Below are 20,844 nucleotides of genomic sequence, written 5' to 3' on the forward strand. Positions count from 1 at the left end.
TTTTTCCCTCCCGTGTATTGTCCTTGTCTGCCTGATGACGCTGCTGTCAGTGGTGCCTGCCCAGGCGGCCGGCCTGCCGGGCCTGCTCAACAACCAGGCCAAGGCGCAGCCCGAAGCACAGGAACCGCTGGGGCAATCTCTGGACGAAGTGATCAAGTCGCTGGAGAACGACCAGCAACGCTCCAAGCTGTTGGCCGACCTGAAAAAGCTCCGCGACACCACCAAACAGGCCCAGCCGACTACCGAAGAAGGCGTACTGGGCCTGATTGGCGGAACCCTGGCCAATTTCGAGAAGAAATTTTCCGGCGTCGACAGTCCGCTCACGCTCTGGTCCAGTGAATTCGATCAGGCCAGGGAAGAACTGGTAGCGCTGGCGCTGCCCGCCAATGAATGGCTGCCCATGCTGTTCGCCTTTGCCATGATCCTGATGGTCTGGAGCCTGCTGGCCGCGGCCCTCATCTGGATCAGCCACCGCGTGCGGATGCGTTTCGGCCTGACCGAAGAACTGCCACAGCATCCCAGGGCCCTGGACATGTTGCGTTTTGCGCTGCGCAAACTCGGGCCCTGGCTGATTGCCCTGGTGATCACGGTCTACATGAGCTACGCCCTGCCCTCGTCCCTGGGCAAAAGCCTAGCGATGGTGCTGGCCTATGCACTGGTGGTCGGCACATGCTTCTCGGCCATCTGCGTGATTGCCTTCTCTCTGCTCGACGGCCCACACCGCCACCGCGCCTTGTACATCCTGCGGCACCAGGCCTTTCGACCACTGTGGCTGATCGGCAGCTTTGCCGCGTTTGGTGAAGCGCTGAGCGATCCGCAACTGGTCGACAGCCTCGGCAGCCATCTGGCCCATACCGCCGCGACTGTCGCCAATGTCCTGGCCGCGCTCTCCACGGGGCGATTCATCCTGCGTTTCCGCCGGCCGATCGCCCACCTGATCCGAAACCAGCCTCTGTCCCGGCGCCTGACCCGCCGCGCCCTCAACGACACCTTGTCGATTCTCGGCACCTTCTGGTACGTGCCGGCGCTGGTGCTGGTGGCCATTTCCCTGTTCGCGACGTTCATTTCCGCCGGCGACACCAGCACCGCCCTGCGCCAGTCGCTGATCTGCACCGTTTTGCTGGTGTTGTGCATGGTCATCAACGGCCTGGTACGCCGTCACGCCCTCAAACCGCAGCGCGGCATCCGGCGCTACGCTGTGTATTCGGAACGGCTGAAAAATTTCTTCTACACCATCGTCCACCTGTTGGTGTGGCTGGCCTTTATCGAACTCGGCCTGCGGGTCTGGGGCATGTCGTTAATCCGCTTTACCGGAGGCGACGGCCATGAAGTCAGCGTCAAACTGTTCAGCCTCGCCGGCACGCTGCTGTTTGCCTGGCTGATCTGGATTCTCAGCGACACCGCCGTGCATCACGCGCTGACCCGCTCGCGCAAAGGCCTGGCCAATGCCCGCGCACAGACGATGATGCCGCTGATCCGCAATGTGCTGTTCATAGCGATTTTCATCATCGCGCTGATCGTTGCCCTGGCGAACATGGGCATGAACGTCACGCCCCTGCTGGCCGGTGCCGGTGTGATCGGTCTGGCCATCGGTTTTGGTGCGCAGTCGCTGGTAGCCGACCTGATTACCGGGTTGTTCATCATCATTGAAGACTCCCTGGCCATTGACGACTACGTGGATGTCGGCGGCCACCTCGGCACGGTCGAAGGCCTGACCATCCGTACCGTGCGCCTGCGGGACATCGACGGCATCGTCCACACCATTCCGTTCAGCGAAATCAAAAGCATCAAGAACTACTCCCGGGAATTCGGCTACGCGATCTTCCGGGTAGCGGTGCCGGCCAACATGGACATCGACAATGCAATCAAACTGATGCGCGAAGTCGGCCAGAAAATGCGTACCGACCCGCTGCAGCGGCGCAATATCTGGTCTCCGCTGGAGTTCCAGGGGGTGGAAAGTTTCGAGTCGGGCAACGCAATCCTTCGCGCCCGGTTCAAGACGGCGCCGATCAAGCAATGGGAGGTTTCGCGGGCGTTCAACCTGTCACTCAAGCGGCACATGGATGAAGCCGGACTGGATCTGGCGACACCGCGGATGAGCATTCAAGTGGTAACGGAGGGCGGTGGTCAGGAAAAGACATAACGGACAAGGTGCAACTCGGGGAGGACCCCGAGCTGCTTTCACTTAAGTATTCTTTAGTTCACTGGAACAGACTTCGGCAAAAGCCTCACAAGCTTTTACGACTATTGGACATTCAATACGATGGGCACTGGTTTAGGCGTGAAGGACTTATCGGCTGGATATTTCACCCACGCGCCTCGCCCGTTCGGCACCACATAAGAAATTTCACCACTTAAATTTTCCCTCCTGACTTTCCGCCCTGCAATCAAGAAATTGTATAGCGTATCCTGATCATCAAATGCATTGTCCCCCTCAAACTGTATAACATGCTCACCTCTGGATGAGTACAAACTAATAACCACCTCACCTTGAGGATGGTTTTTATTCGCCAGGAAGTTGTTGTCGAGATCTAAAATACAGAATTGCTCTACGCGATCTCCAATACAAAGATACCCGTCACTATCCAAAGCAATATATTGTTTCTCTTCTATATTCCCAGCAGAGACCGCATAGCGGCTCCCTACAGCGTAAAAATAGAACATGGTCGGCTCAACATGAGCCACTTGGGTGCCGATTTTCCCAGGAGAAAGGACTGAAACGGGAGCCCCAAAAATACTCATAGTTGCACGAAAGGTTTCAACCAGATCATTACTTCCATTAACAGACATACTAATATCCTTATATAAAAATTCTCTCAAGACCGCAACATAATAGCGACCCAAGACAACCTTATACAAAGCAAGATAAAGCACACAAGACAAACAGCATAACTATGATTTCAATATATTTAGCCAATACACCCAACACCACCCCGACGCTATTAACCTGCAACCATTAAATATAAACTTAGACAACATCAACTCCAACATGAATCGCATCATGCCGCCAAAACTCCAGGTCGCAGTCGATCAAGCGTTCATGCTGGTCATAGTTGACCCGGGCAATCTGCAAGCCCGGGCTACCCACCGACACCTTCAACGCCGCTGCCGCATCCACCGACAACGCCGTAGGTACAATCTCGAAGCGCACCCGCCCGTAGTGCAAGTCGTAATGCCGCGCATACAACTCGGTGATCGACAGATTCAGATCGAACTCAAGAATCCCCGGGAAATACTGTGGGTTCAGATAGTGCTCCACATACAACACCAGTCGCCCGTCAATCCGCCGTGAACGGCAGATCTGGATCACGCTCGACAGCGCCGGCAATTGCAGCCAGGCACACACCGCCGCCGACGCCGGTTGCAATCGCGCTGAAATCACCTCGGTCGACGGCACCCGCCCCTGGGCGCTGACCATCGCGTGAAAGTGGCTACGCTGCATGAGGTTGTAGGCCAGGCGTGGCGGCGAGACGAACCAGCCGCGACGCTCCTCGCGATAAATCTGCCCCTGCGACTCCAACTGCAACAACGCTTCACGCAAAGTGATCCGTGTGGTGCCAAACAATTCACTGAGCTTGCGTTCGGCCGGCAATTTGCTGCCGGGGGTCAACAGTCCATGGTCGATCTGCTCCTGAAGCACCTGGCCGATGGCTGTTACCGCTTTTGTTGCCTCTTCACGCATCAACGTTTCCTTTCTGGACTAGACCAGCACCATTTCAGGGCAGAACCGCAGTGTAAACCGGCTCATTCAATAGTCTGCAAGCGTAGGCAGCGCAGATGAACGAGATGTGACAAAGCCGCCCAACGGTCGCCATTCCCTGCCTTCAACAACTTGCAATTCATCGGCCAAGTCCCTTGCCTTCCGGGGCCTTGACCATGGTCTACGCTTAGCAGGCCAGTCGCGATACCGCTGAACAAAAAGTCATTCCGGGCGACGAACGACATCAAAGTGTCATCCAGCCCCCTTAAATTGGCTCAGGTATTGCTGACCTAGACCAACACAAACCGCAATCGCAGCGTTGAACACGACCCAAGGAGCTTCGGAATGAAAAAGCTTTTCCTGGCATCACTGTTAGGCTCGACCATCGCAATGTGCACCGCCGCCATCGCGGCCGATGATCTGAAAACCCTGGAAGCCGCTGCGAAAGCGGAAGGCGCCGTCAACAGCGTTGGCATGCCCAATGACTGGGCCAACTGGGCCGGCACCTGGAAAGACCTGAGCGACAAGTACGGCCTCAAGCACATCGACACCGACATGAGCTCGGCCCAGGAGATCGCCAAGTTCGCCGCGGAAAAAGACAACGCCAGCGCCGACATCGGCGACGTCGGTGCAGCGTTCGGCCCGATCGCGGTCAAGCAAGGCGTGGTCCAGCCTTACAAGCCTTCGACCTGGGATCAGATTCCGGCCTGGGCCAAGGACCAAGACGGCAACTGGGCACTGGCCTACACCGGCACCATCGCTTTCATCGTCAACAAGAAGTTGCTGCATGGCTCCGAGGCGCCAACCAAGTGGGCTGACCTCAAGGGCGGCAAATACAAGGTCTCCATCGGCGACGTGAGCACCGCGGCCCAGGCAGCCAACGGTGTATTGGCCGCGGCACTGGCCAACGGTGGCGACGAGAAAAACCTCAAGCCTGCCCTGGATCTGTTCGCCGACATCGCCAAGCAAGGTCGCCTGTCGATGTCCAACCCGACGATTGCCACCATGGAAAAAGGCGAAATCGAAGTCGGCGTGGTCTGGGACTTCAACGGCCTGAGCTACAAGGCCAAGATGGCCAACCCGGATGACTACGTGGTGCTGATCCCGTCCGACGGCTCGGTGATCTCCGGCTACACCACCATCATCAACAAGTACGCGAAAAACCCGAATGCAGCCAAGCTGACCCGCGAATACATCTTCAGTGACGCCGGCCAGATCAACCTGGCCAAGGGCAACGCCCGTCCGATCCGTGCCGAACACCTGACCCTGCCAGCCGAGGTGCAGGCCAAGCTGCTGCCTAACGAGCAGTACAAGAAGGTCACGCCGATCAAGGACGCGGACGCCTGGGAGAAGACTTCCAAGGCCCTGCCTCAGAAGTGGAATGAAGAAGTCATCGTTGAAATGAAATGATGCGGTAGATCCCTCTGGGAGCGAGCTTGCTCGCGATAGCGACCTGACATTCAGCATTGATGTTGAATGGAAGTCCCTCATCGCGAGCAAGCTCGCTCCCACAAGGGATTGGCTGCGTACTTGAATCATCTGTTATGCGGAGTTTTTGCCCCTATGAAGCACAACGTCATCCTTGTCGTGCTCGACGGCCTCAACTACGAGGTCGCCCGCCACGCCATGGGGCACCTGCAGGCCTACGTCGGCGCAGGACGTGCGGCACTCTACAAACTGCAGTGCGAGTTGCCGGCCCTGTCCCGCCCGCTGTACGAATGCATCCTGACCGGCGTCGCGCCGATCCACAGCGGCATCGTCCACAACAACGTCTCGCGCCTGTCCAACCAGCGCAGCATCTATCACTACGCCACTGACGCTGGCCTTGTCACCGCGGCGGCGGCCTATCACTGGGTCAGCGAACTGTACAACCGTTCGCCCTTCGTGGCGGCCCGGGACCGTCACACCGATGACCCGCAACTGCCGATCCAGCATGGGCATTTTTACTGGAACGATCACTACCCGGATTCGCACCTGTTCGCCGACGCCGAAAATCTACGCCTGCGCCATGCACCGAATTTTCTGCTGATCCATCCGATGAACATCGACGACGCCGGGCACAAGCACGGCCTCGACACCCCGCAGTACCGCAACAGTGCTCGCTCGGCCGACATCATCCTGGCCGACTACCTGCAAGGCTGGCTCGATGCCGGTTACCAAGTACTGGTCACCGCCGACCACGGCATGAACAACGACCGCTCCCACAACGGGCTGCTTGCCGAAGAACGCGAAGTACCGCTGTTCGTCCTCGGCGACGCTTTCAGTTTCGATTCGGGCGCTGCGCCCGAACAGACTGACATTTGCGGCACCGTCTGCGAACTGCTGGGCGTGCCTCACGACAAGCCGGTGTGCCGGGAGCTTCTGAAGTGAATTCCATGACTCGCGGCAAATGGCTCGCGGCCTTGTGCCTGGTGCCATTTGCACTGTTCTTCATCGTGTTCGAAATCGCACCGCTGACCTGGGTGATGATCAACAGCCTGCAATCGGAAGAGTTCGGTTGGGGCCTGGCCAACTTCAGCAAGATCTTCAATTCGAAGTTCTACTTGCAGGCGATCCAGTACAGTCTCGAGATCAGTTTCTGGTCCAGCTTGTTCGGCATCATCATCGCGGTACTCGGCGCCTATTCCCTGCGCCGGGTGGACTCGAAACTGCGCAACTTCGTCAACGCCTTCGCCAACATGACCAGTAACTTCGCTGGCGTGCCCCTGGCCTTCGCGTTCATCATTCTGCTCGGCTTCAACGGCAGCTTCACCATCCTGCTCAAGCAGGCCGGGATCATTCAGGACTTCAACCTGTACTCGAAAACCGGGCTGATCATTCTCTACACCTACTTCCAGATTCCCCTCGGCGTGCTGCTGCTGTATCCGGCCTTCGATGCACTGCGCGAAGACTGGCGTGAGTCCGCTGCGCTACTCGGCGCCGACGGTTGGCAGTACTGGCGCCACATCGGCTTGCCTGTTTTGACGCCGGCACTGCTGGGCACCTTCGTGATCCTGCTGGCAAACGCCCTCGGTGCCTACGCCACGGTGTACGCCCTGACCACCGGCAACTTCAACGTGCTGCCGATCCGCATCGCAGCGATGGTGTCCGGTGACATTTCCCTGGATCCAAACCTGGCCAGCGCCCTGGCCGTGGTGCTGGTGGCCCTGATGACCCTGGTGACCATCGTGCATCAGTTGCTGTTGAAGAGGAGCTACCATGTCTCGCGCTGAACTGGGGCCCGCCGGTGTCTACCACCGCGTCGTGGTGTATCTGCTGTTTGCCATCCTGCTGTTGCCGCTGCTCGGCACGCTGATCTATTCGATCTCCAGCAGTTGGTCGGCGACCATTCTGCCCAGTGGCTTCACCCTCAAGTGGTACATTCAACTGTGGAGCGATCCGCGCTTCCTGAATGCGTTCGGGCAGTCGCTGCTGGTCTGCGTCGGTTCGCTGATTCTTTCAGTAGTGCTGATTCTGCCGCTGCTGTTCGTGGTGCATTACCACTTCCCGAAACTCGACGCACTGATGAACATCCTGATCCTGCTGCCCTTCGCCGTGCCGCCGGTGGTGTCGTCGGTGGGGCTGTTGCAGCTTTATGGTTCCGGACCATTCGCCATGGTCGGCACGCCGTGGATCCTGATCGGTTGCTACTTCACCGTGGCACTGCCGTTCATGTACCGGGCGATCACCAACAACCTGCAAGCGATCAACCTGCGCGACCTGATGGATGCCGCCCAGTTGCTCGGCGCCAGCACCTTTCAAGCCGCCTTCCTGGTGGTGCTGCCGAACCTGCGCAAGGGTCTGATGGTGGCGTTGCTGCTGTCGTTCTCGTTCCTGTTCGGTGAGTTCGTGTTCGCCAACATCCTTGTCGGTACCCGCTACGAAACCCTACAGGTCTACCTCAACAACATGCGCAACAGCAGCGGTCATTTCACCAGTGCGCTGGTGATTTCCTACTTCTTCTTTGTGCTGGTTCTGACCTGGATTGCCAATATCTTGAACAGGGACAAAAGCGAATGAGCTATGTCAGCGTCCAACATCTTCAGAAAAGCTTCGCCGGCACCACGGTGTTCAGCGACATCAATTGCGAAATCCAGAAAGGTGAATTCGTCACCCTGCTCGGTCCGTCCGGTTGCGGCAAATCCACCCTGCTGCGCTGCATCGCCGGCCTGACTTCGGTGGATGGCGGCAAAATCCTGCTCGATGGTGTCGATATCGTGCCGGTGAGCCCGCAAAAACGCGGGATCGGCATGGTGTTCCAAAGCTATGCGCTGTTCCCCAACATGACCGTGGAGCAAAACGTCGCCTTCGGCCTGCGCATGCAAAAGGTCAATGCCGATGACAGCCGCAAACGCGTCGCAGAAGTGCTCAAACTGGTGGAACTCAATGACTTTGCCGCGCGTTACCCGCACCAACTGTCGGGCGGTCAGTGCCAGCGCGTGGCCCTCGCCCGCTCCCTGGTGACCCGGCCACGCCTGTTGTTACTGGACGAACCGTTGTCGGCGCTGGACGCGCGGATTCGCAAGCACCTGCGCGAACAGATCCGTCAGATCCAGCGCGAACTGGGCTTGACCACGATTTTCGTCACACACGATCAGGAAGAAGCCCTGACCATGTCTGACCGGATTTTCCTGATGAATCAGGGAAAGATCGTACAAAGTGGCGACGCCGAAACCCTCTACACTGCGCCAGTCGATGTGTTCGCCGCCGGGTTCATCGGCAACTACAACCTGCTGGACGCCGACAGCGCCTCGAAGCTGTTGCAGCGACCGATCAACAAGCGCATTGCCATTCGCCCGGAAGCCATCGAACTGAGCCTTGACGGTGAACTGGACGCGCAAGTGCGCAGCCACAGCCTGCTGGGCAACGTGATTCGCTACCGGGTCGAAGCCCGGGGCGTAGAATTGGTGGTGGATGTGCTGAACCGCTCGGCGGCCGACCTGCATCCCGATGGTCAGCGCCTGGCGCTTTCCATCGATCCGACGGCCCTGTGTGAGGTAGCCTGATGCCTTTGCTGACGCTGAAGAGAGAACTGCACTGATGGCCCTGGCAATTTTTGATCTGGACGAAACCCTGATCCACGGCGACTGCGCCTCACTGTGGAGCGAGCAAATGGTCCGCCTCGGCTGGGTCGATGGCGAGTCGTTCCTGCGTCGCGACAAGGAATTGATGGATGCGTACGGCAGGGGCCATCTGGCCATGGAGGACTACATGGCCTTCAGCCTGGAACCGTTGATTGGTCGTACACCTGAAGAAGTCGCGCACCTGGTTGGTCCGTGGGTAGAGGACTTCATCGAGCCGATCATTTTCAGCGATGCCACCAAAGCCATCGCCGCGCACCGCAAGGCCGGCGACCGGATCCTGGTGATCTCGGCCTCGGGCACCCACCTGGTCGGTCCCATCGCCGAGCGCCTGGGCATCGACGAGATTCTGGGCATCGAACTGGAAGTGGCCCATGGCGTCTACACCGGCCACACCGTTGGCACCCTGACCTACCGCGAAGGCAAGATCACCCGCTTGCTGGAATGGCTGGATGCTGAAGAGGAAAACCTCGAAGGCGCAAGCTTCTATTCCGACTCACGCAACGACCTGCCGCTGTTGCTGAAGGTGGATTTCCCCCACGCAGTCAACCCGGATCCGGTGCTGCGCGAACAGGCCGAAAAAGCCGGCTGGCCGATCCATGACTGGAAGTAACGGATAACCCTGTAGGAGCGAGCTCGCGATGAAATTGAAGACGACGCTGGTTATCAGGTAGCACGCGTTATCGTTCACGACCATCGTCGGAACGCTGCCCGGAGCAAGCTCGCTCCTACAAATACAAGGGTCAGGTGAGGCTTTCGTCAATCACCAGCACCACCTTCCCCGCCACGGTATTACTTGCCAACTCCGCAAACGCCGCCTCGGCATCCTTGATCGGGAATGTCCTGGCCAGTTGCGGGCTCAAGCGTCCTTCAGCAAACAACGGCCACACGTGCTGGCTCAAATCACTGAACAGATCAGCCTTGAACTGATCGTCGCGACTGCGCAAAGTCGAACCCAGCAACTGCACACGCTTGGCCAGCACCTGGGCCAGGTCCAGCTTGGCCTCGCGGCCGCCCATCAGACCGATCAACACCCAGCGGCCATCCTGCGCCAGCAGCTTGAGGTTCAAGGCCGCGTAATTGCCGCCCACCGGATCGAGAATCACATCGAACGGCCCCAGATCCCGCAGGCTCTCCAGATCGCCATTACGCACCACGCCGCCCTGGGCGCCCAGCGCTTCGCAGTACGCCAATCGCTCTGCTGAGCCGACACTGACCCAACACGGATTGCCGAACGCCTTGCACAGCTGAATGGCAGCTGAACCGATTCCACTTGCCCCGGCATGCAGAAGAACTTTCTGACCCGGTTTGAGCGCAGCCAGTTGAAACAAATTCAGCCAGACTGTTGCATAAACTTCGGGCAATGCAGCGGCTTCGAACAGTGACATTCCATCGGGAACCGGCAGCACATGCCGCCCGTCGACAACCACCTCTTCGGCCATCCCGCCCCCGGCCAGCAAGGCGCAAACCCGATCGCCAACCTGCCAGGATGACCCGGCGCCCACCTCGCTGATGACCCCCGAGCACTCTAGACCGAGCACTTGACTGGCCCCTGGCGGGGGCGGGTAAAGGCCAGCTTTCTGCAACAAATCGGCACGATTGAGGCCCGCTGCCGCCACTCGTATACGAACTTGTCCTACATCGCATGCAGGACTCGGCTCATCAACCCATACCACTTGACCGTCAACGCCTTGCAATGCTTTCACAGTGCCTCCATAGTGAGTCTGGACTGAGCCCGAAGCTATAGCGTCGGGTTTTTTGCATTATGCGACCGGCTCCCAAAGAACCGGCGACTTCAAAGACGGCCTAATATGCGTTATCAATTGTCCCCGCGTCGAATCAGCATGAAGCATCTGTTCCCCAGCACTGCCCTCGCTTTATTCATCGGTATCGGCTTGCTGCCGATGTCGAGCAATACATTCGCAGCCAATAGCTGGGACAAGCTTCAACCCGATCGTGACGAAGTGATCGCCAGTCTGAACGTCGTGGAGTTGCTCAAACGCCACCACTACAGCAAGCCGCCGCTCGATGACGCACGCTCGGTAATCATCTACGACAGCTACCTCAAGCTGCTGGATCCGTCGCGCAGTTACTTCATGGCCAGCGACATTGCCGAATTCGACAAGTGGAAGACGCAGTTCGACGATTTCCTCAAGAGCGGCGACCTGAATGCCGGGTTCACCATCTACAAGCGCTACCTGGACCGCGTCAAATCGCGTCTGGACTTCGCTATTGCCGAGCTGAACAAAGGCGTCGACAAGATCGACTTCACCACCAAGGAAACCTTGCTGGTCGACCGCAAGGACGCCCCTTGGCTCAAATCCACCGCAGAACTCGACGACTTGTGGCGCAAACGCGTCAAGGACGAAGTCCTGCGTCAGAAGATCGCCGGCAAGGATTCCAAGCAGATCCAGGAAACCCTGACCAAGCGCTACAAGAACCAGTTGGCGCGCCTGGACCAGACCCGCGCGGAAGACATCTTCCAAGCGTATATCAACACCTTCGCCATGTCCTACGACCCGCACACCAACTATCTGTCACCGGATAACGCGGAGAACTTCGACATCAACATGAGCCTGTCCCTCGAGGGCATCGGGGCCGTGTTGCAAAGCGATAATGACCAGGTGAAAGTCGTGCGCCTGGTGCCGGCAGGTCCGGCGGACAAGACCAAGCAGGTTGCACCGGCCGACAAGATCATCGGCGTTGCCCAGGGCAACAAGGAAATGGTCGACGTCGTGGGCTGGCGCCTGGACGAAGTGGTCAAGCTGATTCGTGGTCCGAAGGGCACCGTGGTGCGCCTGGAGGTTATACCGGCCAGCAATGCGCCGAACGACCAGACCACCAAGATCGTGCCGATCACCCGTGAAGCGGTGAAACTCGAAGATCAGGCCGTGAAGAAGTCGGTCTTGAATCTGAAGCAGGATGGCAAGGACTACAAGCTCGGTGTCATCGAGATCCCGGCGTTCTATCTGGACTTCAAGGCCTTCCGTGCCGGCGATCCGGATTACAAGAGCACCACTCGCGACGTCAAGAAACTGCTGACCGAATTGCAGAAAGAGAAAGTCGACGGGGTGGTCATCGACCTGCGCAACAACGGCGGCGGTTCCTTGCAAGAGGCCACCGAACTGACCAGCCTGTTCATCGACAAAGGCCCGACCGTGCTCGTGCGTAACGCCGATGGCCGGGTCGATGTCCTGGAGGATGAAAATCCGGGCGCGTTCTACAAAGGCCCGATGGCGTTGCTCGTCAACCGCCTGTCCGCCTCGGCTTCGGAGATTTTTGCCGGCGCCATGCAGGACTACCACCGCGCGCTGATCATCGGCGGCCAGACCTTCGGCAAAGGCACCGTGCAAACCATTCAGCCGCTCAACCATGGCGAACTGAAACTGACCCTGGCCAAGTTCTACCGGGTTTCCGGGCAGAGCACCCAGCATCAGGGCGTCTTGCCGGACATCGATTACCCGTCGATCATCGACACCAAGGAAATCGGTGAAAGCGCCCTGCCGGAAGCCATGCCGTGGGACACCATCAAGGCGGCGATCAAGCCTGCGGTCGACCCGTTCAAGCCGTACATTTCGCAGCTCCAGTCCGAGCATGACGTGCGTACGACCAAAGATGCGGAGTTCGTGTTCATCCGTGACAAACTGGCCCTGGCGCAAAAACTGATGGCCGAGAAAACCGTCAGCCTCAATGAAGTCGAGCGCCGTGCCCAGCACGCCGACATCGAAGCCAAACAGCTGGCCATGGAAAACATCCGTCGCAAGGCCAAGGGCGAAGAGCCGCTCAAAGAGCTGAAGAAAGAAGACGAGGACGCCATTGCGGCCGAGGATGACAAGACAAAACCGGAAGACGATGCCTACCTCAGCGAAACAGGGCGGATTCTGCTGGACTACCTGAAACTCAACACGGCAGTGGCCAAGCACTGAGTTTGTACAAACAACTGATGGCAATTTAATGCTGACGCCCCGGTAGCGTCATCAAACAGTCATCATTCTGTCGTGAAATAAAGGACCGGGCGTGCTCATTTTACCTAGAGCACGCCCGGTCCTTTTTTTATTGCCAGAGATCGCCATGACCACAACCGAACAGCTGAGTGCCTTGAGCTCGATCCTGAGTCAAAGCGGTTTACACAGCCTGTTCCAACCGATCATCAGCCTTTCTGAACGACGCATCCTCGGTTACGAAGCCCTCAGTCGTGGCCCCTCCAACAGCCCTCTACACTCCCCAGTCGCCCTGTTCGCCGTCGCCCGCCAGGCCGGACGCCTGAGCGAGCTGGAAATTGCCTGCCGCAAAAGCGCTTGCCGACGCTTCAATGAGCAACAACTGCCGGGCCTGTTGTTCCTTAACGTGTCCCCGGAGTCCCTGCTCGAAGCAGCCCATCAACCGGGGCGCACCCTGCAATTGCTGCAGGATTTCGGCATTGCGCCAAGTCAGGTAGTCATCGAGCTCACGGAACAGACACCGACGGATGATTTCCAGCTGCTGCAAACCGCCCTGCATCACTACCGGGCGATGGGGTTTTCAATTGCGCTGGATGATCTGGGGGCGGGCTATTCGAGTTTGCGCTTGTGGTCCGAGCTACGGCCGGATTATGTGAAAATCGATCGGCATTTCATTGATGGCATTCATCAGGATGCGCTCAAGCGCGAGTTCGTCGGCTCGATCCTGCAAATCGCCAAGGCCTCGCGGGCGCAAGTCATCGCCGAAGGTATCGAGCTCCCCGAAGAACTCACGGTGCTGACAGAAATGGGCGTGGACCTGGTGCAGGGCTATCTGCTCTGCCGCCCCCAGGAACACCCGCCACGGGATGCCCGGGCATTGATGCCCCGACGCGACAGCAGCGCCGTTGTACTGAGCGAAGACGGCAGCGACCTCAGCGCCCTGCTCAACGAACTGCCCGCGGTGAACCGCGACACGCCGACCGCCACCGTGCTCGAAGCCTTTCGCCGCCAGGCCAACCTGAACTCGCTGGCAGTCCTGGATGAACAGGGTCAACCCTGCGGCATTGTCCATCGTCATTCGCTCTCCGACGCCCTGCTCAAGCCCTTTGCCACCGACCTGTTCGCCCGCAAGCCCATCAGCCGCCTGATGAACGGTGACTTCCTCGCCGTCGAGCTGAGCCAGTCGCTGCAACAAGTCAGCCGCCTGATCACCAACCGTGCCCGCCAGCGTATCGAAGAAGATTTCATCATTACCCTCAACGGCGGTTACCTGGGGTTGGGCCGGGTGATCGACGTGCTCAAGCTGATCACGGAACTGAAGATCCAGCAGGCCCGCTACGCCAACCCGTTGACCTTGCTTCCGGGCAACGTGCCGATTCAGCAATGCCTGACGCGACTGCTGCAACAGCGAAGGGAATCGGTGATCTGCTACGTGGACATTGATAGCTTCAAACCTTTCAACGACATCTACGGCTATGGTCGCGGCGACGAAGTCCTGCTGTGCCTGGCGCAATGCCTGAACGATCGCGTCGACCCGTCCCGCGACTTCGTCGGCCACATCGGCGGCGATGATTTCCTGCTGGTGCTAGGCCCGGAAGACTGGCGCAAACGTTTGAACCAGTTGCTCGACGACTTCCAGAGCCAGTGCCGGCGCTTCTACCGCAGCGAGCACCTGGAAGCCGGCTGCTTCATCGCACCCAATCGTCAGGGGCAGCGCCAGGAGTTTGCGTTGTTGTCGCTGTCGATCGGCGTGGTGCATTTGCATCCACAGGCCTGTGGACAACTCGATGCGAGCCAGTTGGCCGAGATGGCATCACAGGCCAAACACCATGCGAAGAATGTGCAGGGCTATAGCGTGCATGTGATTGATAGCCGGGTGGTTTCGACTGTTGAAGAGCTGCTCGTTTCCGGGCATCGATAAGGGCGCTTTCCGGCTTCACGCCCATCAACGAGGCGCCGGGGAAGACTTCAGCTCTTCGAGCTTGATCGGCGCCAATGGGTGCCCGGCCTTCGCCGCCATCTCCCAGAATCGCGCCGCTTCAACCGGATCCGGAGCCTTGCTCGCCGTCCCGGCCAGCGTGATCACGCCCACCTGATACGCCGCCTTGCCATCGCCCGCCAACGCCGCCAGGCGCAACAAACGCACGCCCTCCTCACGAGCACCGAGGCCGACGCCGCGAAACGCCAGGATGTGCCCATAGAAGCTCTGGGCGCCGACATCGCCCAGGTTGGCCATGCGTGCGAACTGGCCTTCGAGCCAGCGCCAGCCACGTGGCTGACGGACAAACCATGACCAGTGAAACAATCGGCGTGCGAGCCAGTAACCAGCCCGCGCCTTGAGTTGTAAAAACACTCAGGCCTCGGCCGATTCCGGGTATTCGTACTCGAACACCCGCACCACTTCCGAAGCATGCCAGGATGCGGCGGCAACGCCGTCCGACGGTCCGGAAAAACGCCCGAGACGCTCGACACATTCAAAGAATCCGGTGCGCGGCAAGCGGCTGGCGCCCTGACTGATCACCAGTGAACTGCGCAATGGCTGCTCCGCCCTGGCGTCCAAAGCCGCCAGATGCTCAAGGGCCGCCGTCAGGGTCTGCATGGCCGGGGTCGGCAACTGCAAACGCTCCAGCAATGCCCGATACGTCAAAAGATGGCGCTGGCGACGCGCCTGATCCAGTTCGCCGAGCAATCCGTCCCAATGTTGACGACTGATGCGTACGCTCACGATTCATCCCTCCACCCTGGCACCGTCAATTCCCAGGCCAGGCTACGGCGAATCGCGGCGTCGGGCAGACGCTCGCCACTTTCGATCATGGCCAGGTAAGACGGGCTGATGCCTACCGTGCGGGCCAACGCCTCGATGGCGATGCCCTTCCCCTCGCGCAAACTGCGTAGTTGATCCAGACCCGGAAGTATCGCGTCTGGTGTCGCCGCCTGAGGCTTCGTGGCTTGAGGCGACGCTTGCTCTTTGATGCCCGCTGCTTTCAATAACGCCTGATACTGAGCCCATGGCAGAACCGCATATTCGGGCTCGCCTTCGCGTGTAATTATCTGAATATCCATCACTACCCCGTAGGACAACAACACTTAGCGAGTCGGCACTTTTCCCTAGAAGTGTAATCCTAACAGCGGCCAAGGTCGCGGGGGGCATCAATCTATGAACTCATCAAAATCGAATCAGTGTTTTTTCGGGCCTTGAAGTTGAAGTTGCTCGGGGGTATCAGGCAGACGCTCAACCACCGCGAGCTTCTCCGGCACCTGCCGTTTGCGCCAGGCGCGGAAGGCATTGAGTTCGTCGTCGAGCACTTTCATCAGCCATGCCAGTACCGCGATGTCATCGAGCATGCCAAATACTGGAATGAAATCCAGGATCGCATCCACCGGACTGAGGAAATACATCAGGCCCGCGACAACCGAAACCAGCGCCTTGGGGCTGATGGCGCGATACTCACCACGCCAGTAGGCCAGGCAGAGTGCCTGCAACAGCTTCAAGTCGTCCTTGATCTTGCCCAATCGATTACCTTGGCTTGCGCCTTTACTGGCGACCGCGAATAACAGGGTTGGCAATCGACCGCGTGCCAGCAGCCGTCCGGCCAGTGGCAGGAAACGAGCGAAACTCCAGGGCGCTTTCATCATTCCTCCCGTTGAAATGTTATCCACACAAATTGTGGATAACCTTGTGAACAGAGCTGCTTTTCATCGCTGTAAGCCCCGTTTTACAAGGCCCGCGTTCAGATCGGGCGTTTTTTACTCATCAAAAAAAACCCATAATTTCATTGACTTGGCGGCCTTGCGCGTCTACCGCCAACACTACTATGCCTAAGACTCCGGCCTAGAGCGTCTGTTCGTTTTGTTTACCCGTGCCGAACGCCAGATGCAACAACGCCCCGCAAGAGCGAGGCGTTGTTATCGAAGCAAGCGCTGGTTACTTGGCAGCGGCGTCTTCTTTTGCCGGATCCTTGATGGCCAGCAGTTCCAGGTCGAATACCAGCACCGAGTTGGCTGGAATCGCCGGGCTTGGGCTTTGAGCGCCGTAAGCCAGGTCAGCAGGGATGTACAGCTTGTACTTCTCGCCAACGTGCATCAGTTGCAGGCCTTCGACCCAACCCGGGATCACACCGCTGACCGGCAGATCAATCGGGCTACCGCGCTCGACGGAGCTGTCGAATACGGTGCCATTGGTCAGCTTGCCGGTGTAGTGAACGGTCACTACGTCAGTCGGCTTTGGCTGAGGACCATCGGCTTTCTGCACGACTTCGTACTGCAAGCCCGAAGCGGTGGTGGTCACGCCAGCTTTCTTGGCGTTGTCTTCGAGGAATTTCTTGCCGGCAGCCGCCGACTCTTCGCTCATCTTGGCCATGCGCTCTTCGGCACGCTTTTGCAGTGCGGCGAACGCCTCGACCAGTTCTTCGTCTTTGAGCTTCTGCTCTTTCTTGCCGACGGCGTCTTCGATGCCCTGGGCTACAGCCTTGGAGTCCAGGTCATCCATGCCTTCCTGAGCCAGGCTCTTGCCCATGTTCAGGCCAATGCCGTAGGAAGCTTTTTGCGCCGGAGTTTTCAGCTCTACGCTGGTCTGCGAATCACAACCCGCGAGTACCAGGCCAACCAGGGCTACCGCCGCCGCCAACCGATGCTGTTTCATGCTATTTCCTTGTTCATGCGCCTAAAGGGCAATCGAGTAAAGCCGCGAGCTTATCAGGCCGCCACGACCAATGGCTACCGGCATGAGAGCCGGAAACAATTGATAAGTTCAGGTGTTTAAACGCATTTCACAATTCGTGTCGATGAAGCTTCTTTCATCTTGTTCCGACGCAGGCCGATTCCTGAACCTACAATATCTGGCGTAATGGCCTCTTGCCCCACCCTGAGTGCTCGGGCATAACGGCATGATCATTCGACAAGGAAGTTTATTTTGCGCCTCTTCTTTCGTTTGCTGATTCTCATCGCACTACTGCTCGGGCTGGTCATCGCCGTGGTTCTCTATTACGTCGCCAACCCGAAATTGCCGGCCTGGTCGCCCGCACAACAGGTGCATTACCTGGAGCAATGGAGCGCCGCCGATCGAGATACTTATTACTTCACACCCCAGGGAACTCAGGTCAAAGGCTTGCGCTATGACTGGTTCACTGCCCTCGAACTGCCCTTCTCGCAACAACGCTTCGCCACCCCCGAATACCTCGCCCGCTTCGGTTTCCTGGTGGACCCCGGCCAGGCACCAACACCGAACAACCCCGGCAACCTCCCGGCAGGCTTTACCCGGCACCAGAACGCGGGGAGCCCGGATGTGTTTCTGGATATCACGTGCGCGGCCTGCCACACCGGTGAACTGCGCTACAAGGGTCAAGCCCTGCGTATCGACGGCGGCTCGGCGCAACATGTGCTGCCGTCCAGTGTTCCTACGCTCAAAGGCGGCAGTTTCGGACAGGCCCTGGTGGCCAGCCTCGCCTCCACTTACTACAACCCGTGGAAATTCGAGCGCTTCGCACGCAACGTGCTTGGCCAGGACTACGAGACGCGCCACCAACAGTTGCGCAAAGATTTCAAATCTTCACTGGATACATTCCTCAAAGTGGCCTGGAACGACACCCATCGCGGGCTCTATCCGACCGAGGAAGGCCCGGGGCGCACAGACGCCTTCGGGCGCATCGCCAACGCCAGCTTCGGTGATGCGATTTCCCCCGACAACTACCGCGTGGCCAATGCCCCGGTCGATTATCCACAGCTGTGGGACATGTGGACGTTCGAATGGGTGCAGTGGAACGGCTCGGCGAAACAACCCATGGCCCGCAACATCGGCGAGGCGTTGGGCGTCGGCGCCACGCTGAACTTCTTCGACAAGAACGGCCAGCCGCTGATGGGCGATGCCCGCTATCCGTCCAGTGTCCGCGTGCGCGATCTGCACCTGATCGAAGAAACTCTGCAACGACTCTCGCCTCCGGCCTGGCCGGAAGACCTGTTGGGCGCGGTCGATAAGCCTCTGGCAGCCCAGGGGCGCACCTTGTTCGCCGAAATCTGCGCGGGTTGCCATGTACCACGCACCACCCAGGGCGATGGACGATACGTCCAGCACCTGAAAATGCTCCCGGTGGATTACATCGGCACAGACCCCGGCGCGGCCAACAATATCGCCGACCACCGCTTCGACCTGACAGCGCTGCAATGGAAGCAGGCCGAACTGGAAAAACTCGATGTCGAGCCAGAACCCGACGAGCCTCTGGATCTGAGCAAGATGTCCGTGGCCAAGGGACTGGCCTATGTCACCGCCTATGTCCAGGGCCGCGCGTATCAAGACGCCAATGTCACCCCTGCCGAGCGCCCTGAAATGGACGGTTTCGGTCTGCCAATCGGAGTGCGCGAATTGCGTTCGTACAAGGCCAGGCCATTAGCGGGTGTATGGGCGACACCGCCGTTTCTGCACAACGGTTCGGTACCGAGTATTTATCAACTACTGTCGCCTCAAGATGAGCGTGCGACCACGTTCTATAAAGGCACTTTCGAGTACGACCCGGGACAACTGGGTTACCGCACCGAAGCCTTTGCCAATGGCTTCCTGTTCGACACGCGTATCACCGGCAACCACAACAGTGGCCATGAATTCCGTGCCGGCAAACTCGGCAATGGTGTGATCGGCCGCGGGTTGCAGCCGCAAGAACGCTGGGCATTGCTGGAGTATCTGAAAGTGCTGGGCGGTCCGCTGGAGGCGCAACTGCCATGACCACTGCCTCAGTCAGGAGAACGTTCCCATGCTGATAACGCTCTGGCTGCGCCTGGGCGCCTTCCTCGCCAGGCTGTTGTTGTGGTCACTGGTCCTTGGCGTGCTGGGCTGGGCCCTGGCCAGCGCTTGGCTTGCCTGGCAGCATCGCGGGCCGGTCTCGGCGCAGGAATTGATTGCGGACGACGAAGCGGCAATGACCCAGGACATCATCCAGACCGCAGTGCGCATCGTCGATCAGCACCGTGAAAGCACCCGCTACCTGCGCGACGCCCATGCCAAGGCCCATGGTTGTGTGAAGGCCGAGGTTCAGGTGCTTCCGGAACTGCCAAGCGAACTGCGCCAGGGTGTGTTCAGCGAGCCGGGCAAAACCTGGCAAGCGACAATGCGCCTGTCCAACGGCAATGCCTACCCGCAGTTCGACAGCATCCGCGACGCCCGGGGCATGGCGATCAAACTGTTCGATGTGCCGGGCAAGCAACTGTTGAGCGACCGGCAGGGCCGAGGCGAACAGGACTTTGTGATGTTCAACCACCCGAACTTCTTTGTCAGTAATGTCGCCGAATACCGTCAGAACGTCGCCGCCCAGGCCAACGGTAAAAAGATGATGGCCTTCTTCCCCGGCCGGGACCCACGCACCTGGCAGGTTCGCCACCTGTTCATTGCCCTGGCGACACTGGCCCCTGCCCCGTCGAGCCCGACCCAGACGACGTACTTTTCGGTTTCACCCTACAAATTCGGTGAAGCCAATGCGAAGTTCCGGGTCATGCCCGATCCCGATAGCTGCCCGGCCTACAGCCTGCCGGAACAGAATCGCAAGCTGCCGAACTTTCTGCGCAATGCGCTGAACCAACAGCTGTCGACCGACCGGGTGCCTGCGTGTTTCGCTTTGCAAATCCAGCGACAGGACGCCAACAGGTACATGCCGATTGAAGACACCAGCATTGAGTGGCGCGAGAGCGATGCGCCCTTCGAGACGGTGGCGCGGATCAAGGTTCCGGCACAGGACTTCGATACACCGGCGTTGAACCTGCAATGCGACAACCAGTCGTTCAATCCCTGGTTCGGCGTCGAGGCGCACCGACCGATTGGCGGGATCAATCGCCTGCGCAAGGCCGTGTATGAAGCCGTCAGCGACTACCGGCACAGCCGTAACGCCGGACTGTAGGAGCGAGCTTGCTCGCGAAAAAACCATGGGCGCCGCTGGCTATCTGAATCTACGCGTTATCGTTAACGACCATCGCGAGCCAGTTCGCTCCTACGGGGAGCGAGGAAAGCCAAATCCCGGACAGCAAAAAGCCCGCACAAGGCGGGCTTTCTGTGGTGACCTGGCGTTCAGTGTTCCAGATTACCGAATATGGCGCAGCGGACGGGACTCGAACCCGCGACCCCCGGCGTGACAGGCCGGTATTCTAACCGACTGAACTACCG

The 20,844-nt window shown here is 58.9% G+C and carries 19 protein-coding genes; 11 read left to right on the forward strand and 8 right to left on the reverse strand.

The features are described from left to right. The first annotated feature begins 34 nt into the window (after positions 1-34). Complete coding sequence (locus AC3WTM_RS28515) at positions 35-2,143, forward strand: mechanosensitive ion channel family protein (protein ID WP_219736592.1); 2,109 nt, start codon at positions 35-37, stop codon at positions 2,141-2,143. Between the two features lie 101 nt (positions 2,144-2,244). Here AC3WTM_RS28515 and AC3WTM_RS28520 read toward each other — a convergent pair whose 3' ends face one another. Beyond that, on the reverse strand, positions 2,245-2,790 hold the full coding sequence (locus AC3WTM_RS28520; RefSeq protein WP_102671797.1) for a hypothetical protein: 546 nt from the start codon (positions 2,788-2,790) through the stop codon (positions 2,245-2,247). Positions 2,791-2,968: 178 nt separating this feature from the next. Next, complete coding sequence (locus AC3WTM_RS28525; RefSeq protein WP_102671796.1) at positions 2,969-3,682, reverse strand: UTRA domain-containing protein; 714 nt, start codon at positions 3,680-3,682, stop codon at positions 2,969-2,971. A 363-nt stretch (positions 3,683-4,045) separates the two neighbouring features. Between AC3WTM_RS28525 and AC3WTM_RS28530 the strand changes: the two genes are divergently transcribed. From AC3WTM_RS28530 to AC3WTM_RS28555, 6 genes are all read left to right on the forward strand, one after another. Next, positions 4,046-5,110 carry an ABC transporter substrate-binding protein gene (locus AC3WTM_RS28530; protein ID WP_102671795.1) on the forward strand — a complete coding sequence of 355 codons (1,065 nt, stop codon included), beginning with the start codon at positions 4,046-4,048 and terminating at the stop codon, positions 5,108-5,110. A 153-nt stretch (positions 5,111-5,263) separates the two neighbouring features. Further along, positions 5,264-6,070: an alkaline phosphatase family protein gene (locus AC3WTM_RS28535; protein WP_102671794.1), complete on the forward strand. Its 807-nt coding sequence runs from the start codon at positions 5,264-5,266 to the stop codon at positions 6,068-6,070. A 5-nt stretch (positions 6,071-6,075) separates the two neighbouring features. Further along, a complete protein-coding gene (locus AC3WTM_RS28540) occupies positions 6,076-6,912 on the forward strand; it encodes an ABC transporter permease (protein WP_173677956.1) in 837 nt (278 codons plus the stop codon). After that, positions 6,899-7,699: an ABC transporter permease gene (locus tag AC3WTM_RS28545; protein ID WP_090453956.1), complete on the forward strand. Its 801-nt coding sequence runs from the start codon at positions 6,899-6,901 to the stop codon at positions 7,697-7,699. Before AC3WTM_RS28540 ends, AC3WTM_RS28545 begins: the two co-directional genes overlap by 14 nt. Next, positions 7,696-8,685 carry an ABC transporter ATP-binding protein gene (locus AC3WTM_RS28550; protein ID WP_102671792.1) on the forward strand — a complete coding sequence of 330 codons (990 nt, stop codon included), beginning with the start codon at positions 7,696-7,698 and terminating at the stop codon, positions 8,683-8,685. The genes AC3WTM_RS28545 and AC3WTM_RS28550 overlap by 4 nt, the downstream gene beginning before the upstream one ends. Before the next feature lie 34 nt (positions 8,686-8,719). Next, complete coding sequence (locus AC3WTM_RS28555) at positions 8,720-9,373, forward strand: HAD family hydrolase (protein ID WP_102671791.1); 654 nt, start codon at positions 8,720-8,722, stop codon at positions 9,371-9,373. 130 nt (positions 9,374-9,503) lie between these two features. Here the strand turns inward: AC3WTM_RS28555 and AC3WTM_RS28560 are convergent, their stop codons facing one another. Beyond that, entirely contained in the window at positions 9,504-10,466 is a 963-nt protein-coding gene (locus AC3WTM_RS28560; protein ID WP_102671790.1) for a zinc-binding dehydrogenase, read from the reverse strand. Positions 10,467-10,604: 138 nt separating this feature from the next. Between AC3WTM_RS28560 and AC3WTM_RS28565 the strand changes: the two genes are divergently transcribed. Together AC3WTM_RS28565 and AC3WTM_RS28570 are read left to right on the forward strand one after the other, a co-directional pair. Then, a complete protein-coding gene (locus AC3WTM_RS28565; RefSeq protein WP_173677954.1) occupies positions 10,605-12,686 on the forward strand; it encodes a carboxy terminal-processing peptidase in 2,082 nt (693 codons plus the stop codon). 145 nt (positions 12,687-12,831) lie between these two features. Continuing rightward, complete coding sequence (locus AC3WTM_RS28570) at positions 12,832-14,622, forward strand: bifunctional diguanylate cyclase/phosphodiesterase (protein ID WP_102671788.1); 1,791 nt, start codon at positions 12,832-12,834, stop codon at positions 14,620-14,622. Between the two features lie 24 nt (positions 14,623-14,646). On the opposite strand, the gene AC3WTM_RS28575 is transcribed toward AC3WTM_RS28570, so the two are convergent. The 5 genes from AC3WTM_RS28575 to bamJ form a co-directional block, all read right to left on the reverse strand. Continuing rightward, the gene (locus tag AC3WTM_RS28575; protein WP_102671787.1) at positions 14,647-15,054 is read right to left on the reverse strand and encodes an SEL1-like repeat protein; all 408 of its coding nucleotides are present in this window, start codon (positions 15,052-15,054) and stop codon (positions 14,647-14,649) included. Further along, positions 15,055-15,426, reverse strand: coding sequence for a hypothetical protein (locus AC3WTM_RS28580; protein WP_007898892.1), 372 nt, complete (start codon positions 15,424-15,426; stop codon positions 15,055-15,057). Next, on the reverse strand, positions 15,423-15,764 hold the full coding sequence (locus tag AC3WTM_RS28585; protein ID WP_007974980.1) for a helix-turn-helix domain-containing protein: 342 nt from the start codon (positions 15,762-15,764) through the stop codon (positions 15,423-15,425). The genes AC3WTM_RS28580 and AC3WTM_RS28585 overlap by 4 nt, the downstream gene beginning before the upstream one ends. A 114-nt stretch (positions 15,765-15,878) precedes the next feature. Then, positions 15,879-16,334: a YkvA family protein gene (locus AC3WTM_RS28590; protein ID WP_102671786.1), complete on the reverse strand. Its 456-nt coding sequence runs from the start codon at positions 16,332-16,334 to the stop codon at positions 15,879-15,881. A 292-nt stretch (positions 16,335-16,626) separates the two neighbouring features. Then, positions 16,627-17,343 (reverse strand): BamJ family beta-barrel-assembly machinery protein, encoded by a 717-nt coding sequence (gene bamJ / locus AC3WTM_RS28595; protein WP_090453947.1) that lies wholly within the window; start codon positions 17,341-17,343, stop codon positions 16,627-16,629. A gap of 270 nt (positions 17,344-17,613) precedes the next feature. Here bamJ and AC3WTM_RS28600 point away from each other — a divergent pair, with 270 nt between their 5' ends. Then, positions 17,614-19,416 (forward strand): di-heme-cytochrome C peroxidase, encoded by a 1,803-nt coding sequence (locus tag AC3WTM_RS28600; protein WP_102671785.1) that lies wholly within the window; start codon positions 17,614-17,616, stop codon positions 19,414-19,416. Positions 19,417-19,444: 28 nt separating this feature from the next. Beyond that, positions 19,445-20,581 (forward strand): catalase family protein, encoded by a 1,137-nt coding sequence (locus tag AC3WTM_RS28605; protein WP_102671784.1) that lies wholly within the window; start codon positions 19,445-19,447, stop codon positions 20,579-20,581. The last annotated feature ends 263 nt before the right edge of the window (positions 20,582-20,844 follow it).

Source organism: Pseudomonas sp. EU05-FHT14B02 (assembly GCF_058791055.1).

What these genes read in the sequence shown, in the direction of transcription:
- AC3WTM_RS28550 (WP_102671792.1), top strand. Translation starts at nt 7,696, where the DNA reads ATGAGCTATGTCAGCGTCCAACATCTTCAGAAAAGCTTCGCCGGCACC.
- AC3WTM_RS28530 (WP_102671795.1), top strand. Translation starts at nt 4,046, where the DNA reads ATGAAAAAGCTTTTCCTGGCATCACTGTTAGGCTCGACCATCGCAATG.
- AC3WTM_RS28565 (WP_173677954.1), top strand. Translation starts at nt 10,605, where the DNA reads ATGAAGCATCTGTTCCCCAGCACTGCCCTCGCTTTATTCATCGGTATC.
- AC3WTM_RS28520 (WP_102671797.1), bottom strand. Translation starts at nt 2,790, where the DNA reads ATGTCTGTTAATGGAAGTAATGATCTGGTTGAAACCTTTCGTGCAACT.
- AC3WTM_RS28590 (WP_102671786.1), bottom strand. Translation starts at nt 16,334, where the DNA reads ATGAAAGCGCCCTGGAGTTTCGCTCGTTTCCTGCCACTGGCCGGACGG.
- bamJ (WP_090453947.1), bottom strand. Translation starts at nt 17,343, where the DNA reads ATGAAACAGCATCGGTTGGCGGCGGCGGTAGCCCTGGTTGGCCTGGTA.
- AC3WTM_RS28605 (WP_102671784.1), top strand. Translation starts at nt 19,445, where the DNA reads ATGCTGATAACGCTCTGGCTGCGCCTGGGCGCCTTCCTCGCCAGGCTG.
- AC3WTM_RS28545 (WP_090453956.1), top strand. Translation starts at nt 6,899, where the DNA reads ATGTCTCGCGCTGAACTGGGGCCCGCCGGTGTCTACCACCGCGTCGTG.
- AC3WTM_RS28540 (WP_173677956.1), top strand. Translation starts at nt 6,076, where the DNA reads ATGACTCGCGGCAAATGGCTCGCGGCCTTGTGCCTGGTGCCATTTGCA.
- AC3WTM_RS28555 (WP_102671791.1), top strand. Translation starts at nt 8,720, where the DNA reads ATGGCCCTGGCAATTTTTGATCTGGACGAAACCCTGATCCACGGCGAC.
- AC3WTM_RS28535 (WP_102671794.1), top strand. Translation starts at nt 5,264, where the DNA reads ATGAAGCACAACGTCATCCTTGTCGTGCTCGACGGCCTCAACTACGAG.
- AC3WTM_RS28570 (WP_102671788.1), top strand. Translation starts at nt 12,832, where the DNA reads ATGACCACAACCGAACAGCTGAGTGCCTTGAGCTCGATCCTGAGTCAA.
- AC3WTM_RS28585 (WP_007974980.1), bottom strand. Translation starts at nt 15,764, where the DNA reads ATGGATATTCAGATAATTACACGCGAAGGCGAGCCCGAATATGCGGTT.
- AC3WTM_RS28525 (WP_102671796.1), bottom strand. Translation starts at nt 3,682, where the DNA reads ATGCGTGAAGAGGCAACAAAAGCGGTAACAGCCATCGGCCAGGTGCTT.
- AC3WTM_RS28515 (WP_219736592.1), top strand. Translation starts at nt 35, where the DNA reads ATGACGCTGCTGTCAGTGGTGCCTGCCCAGGCGGCCGGCCTGCCGGGC.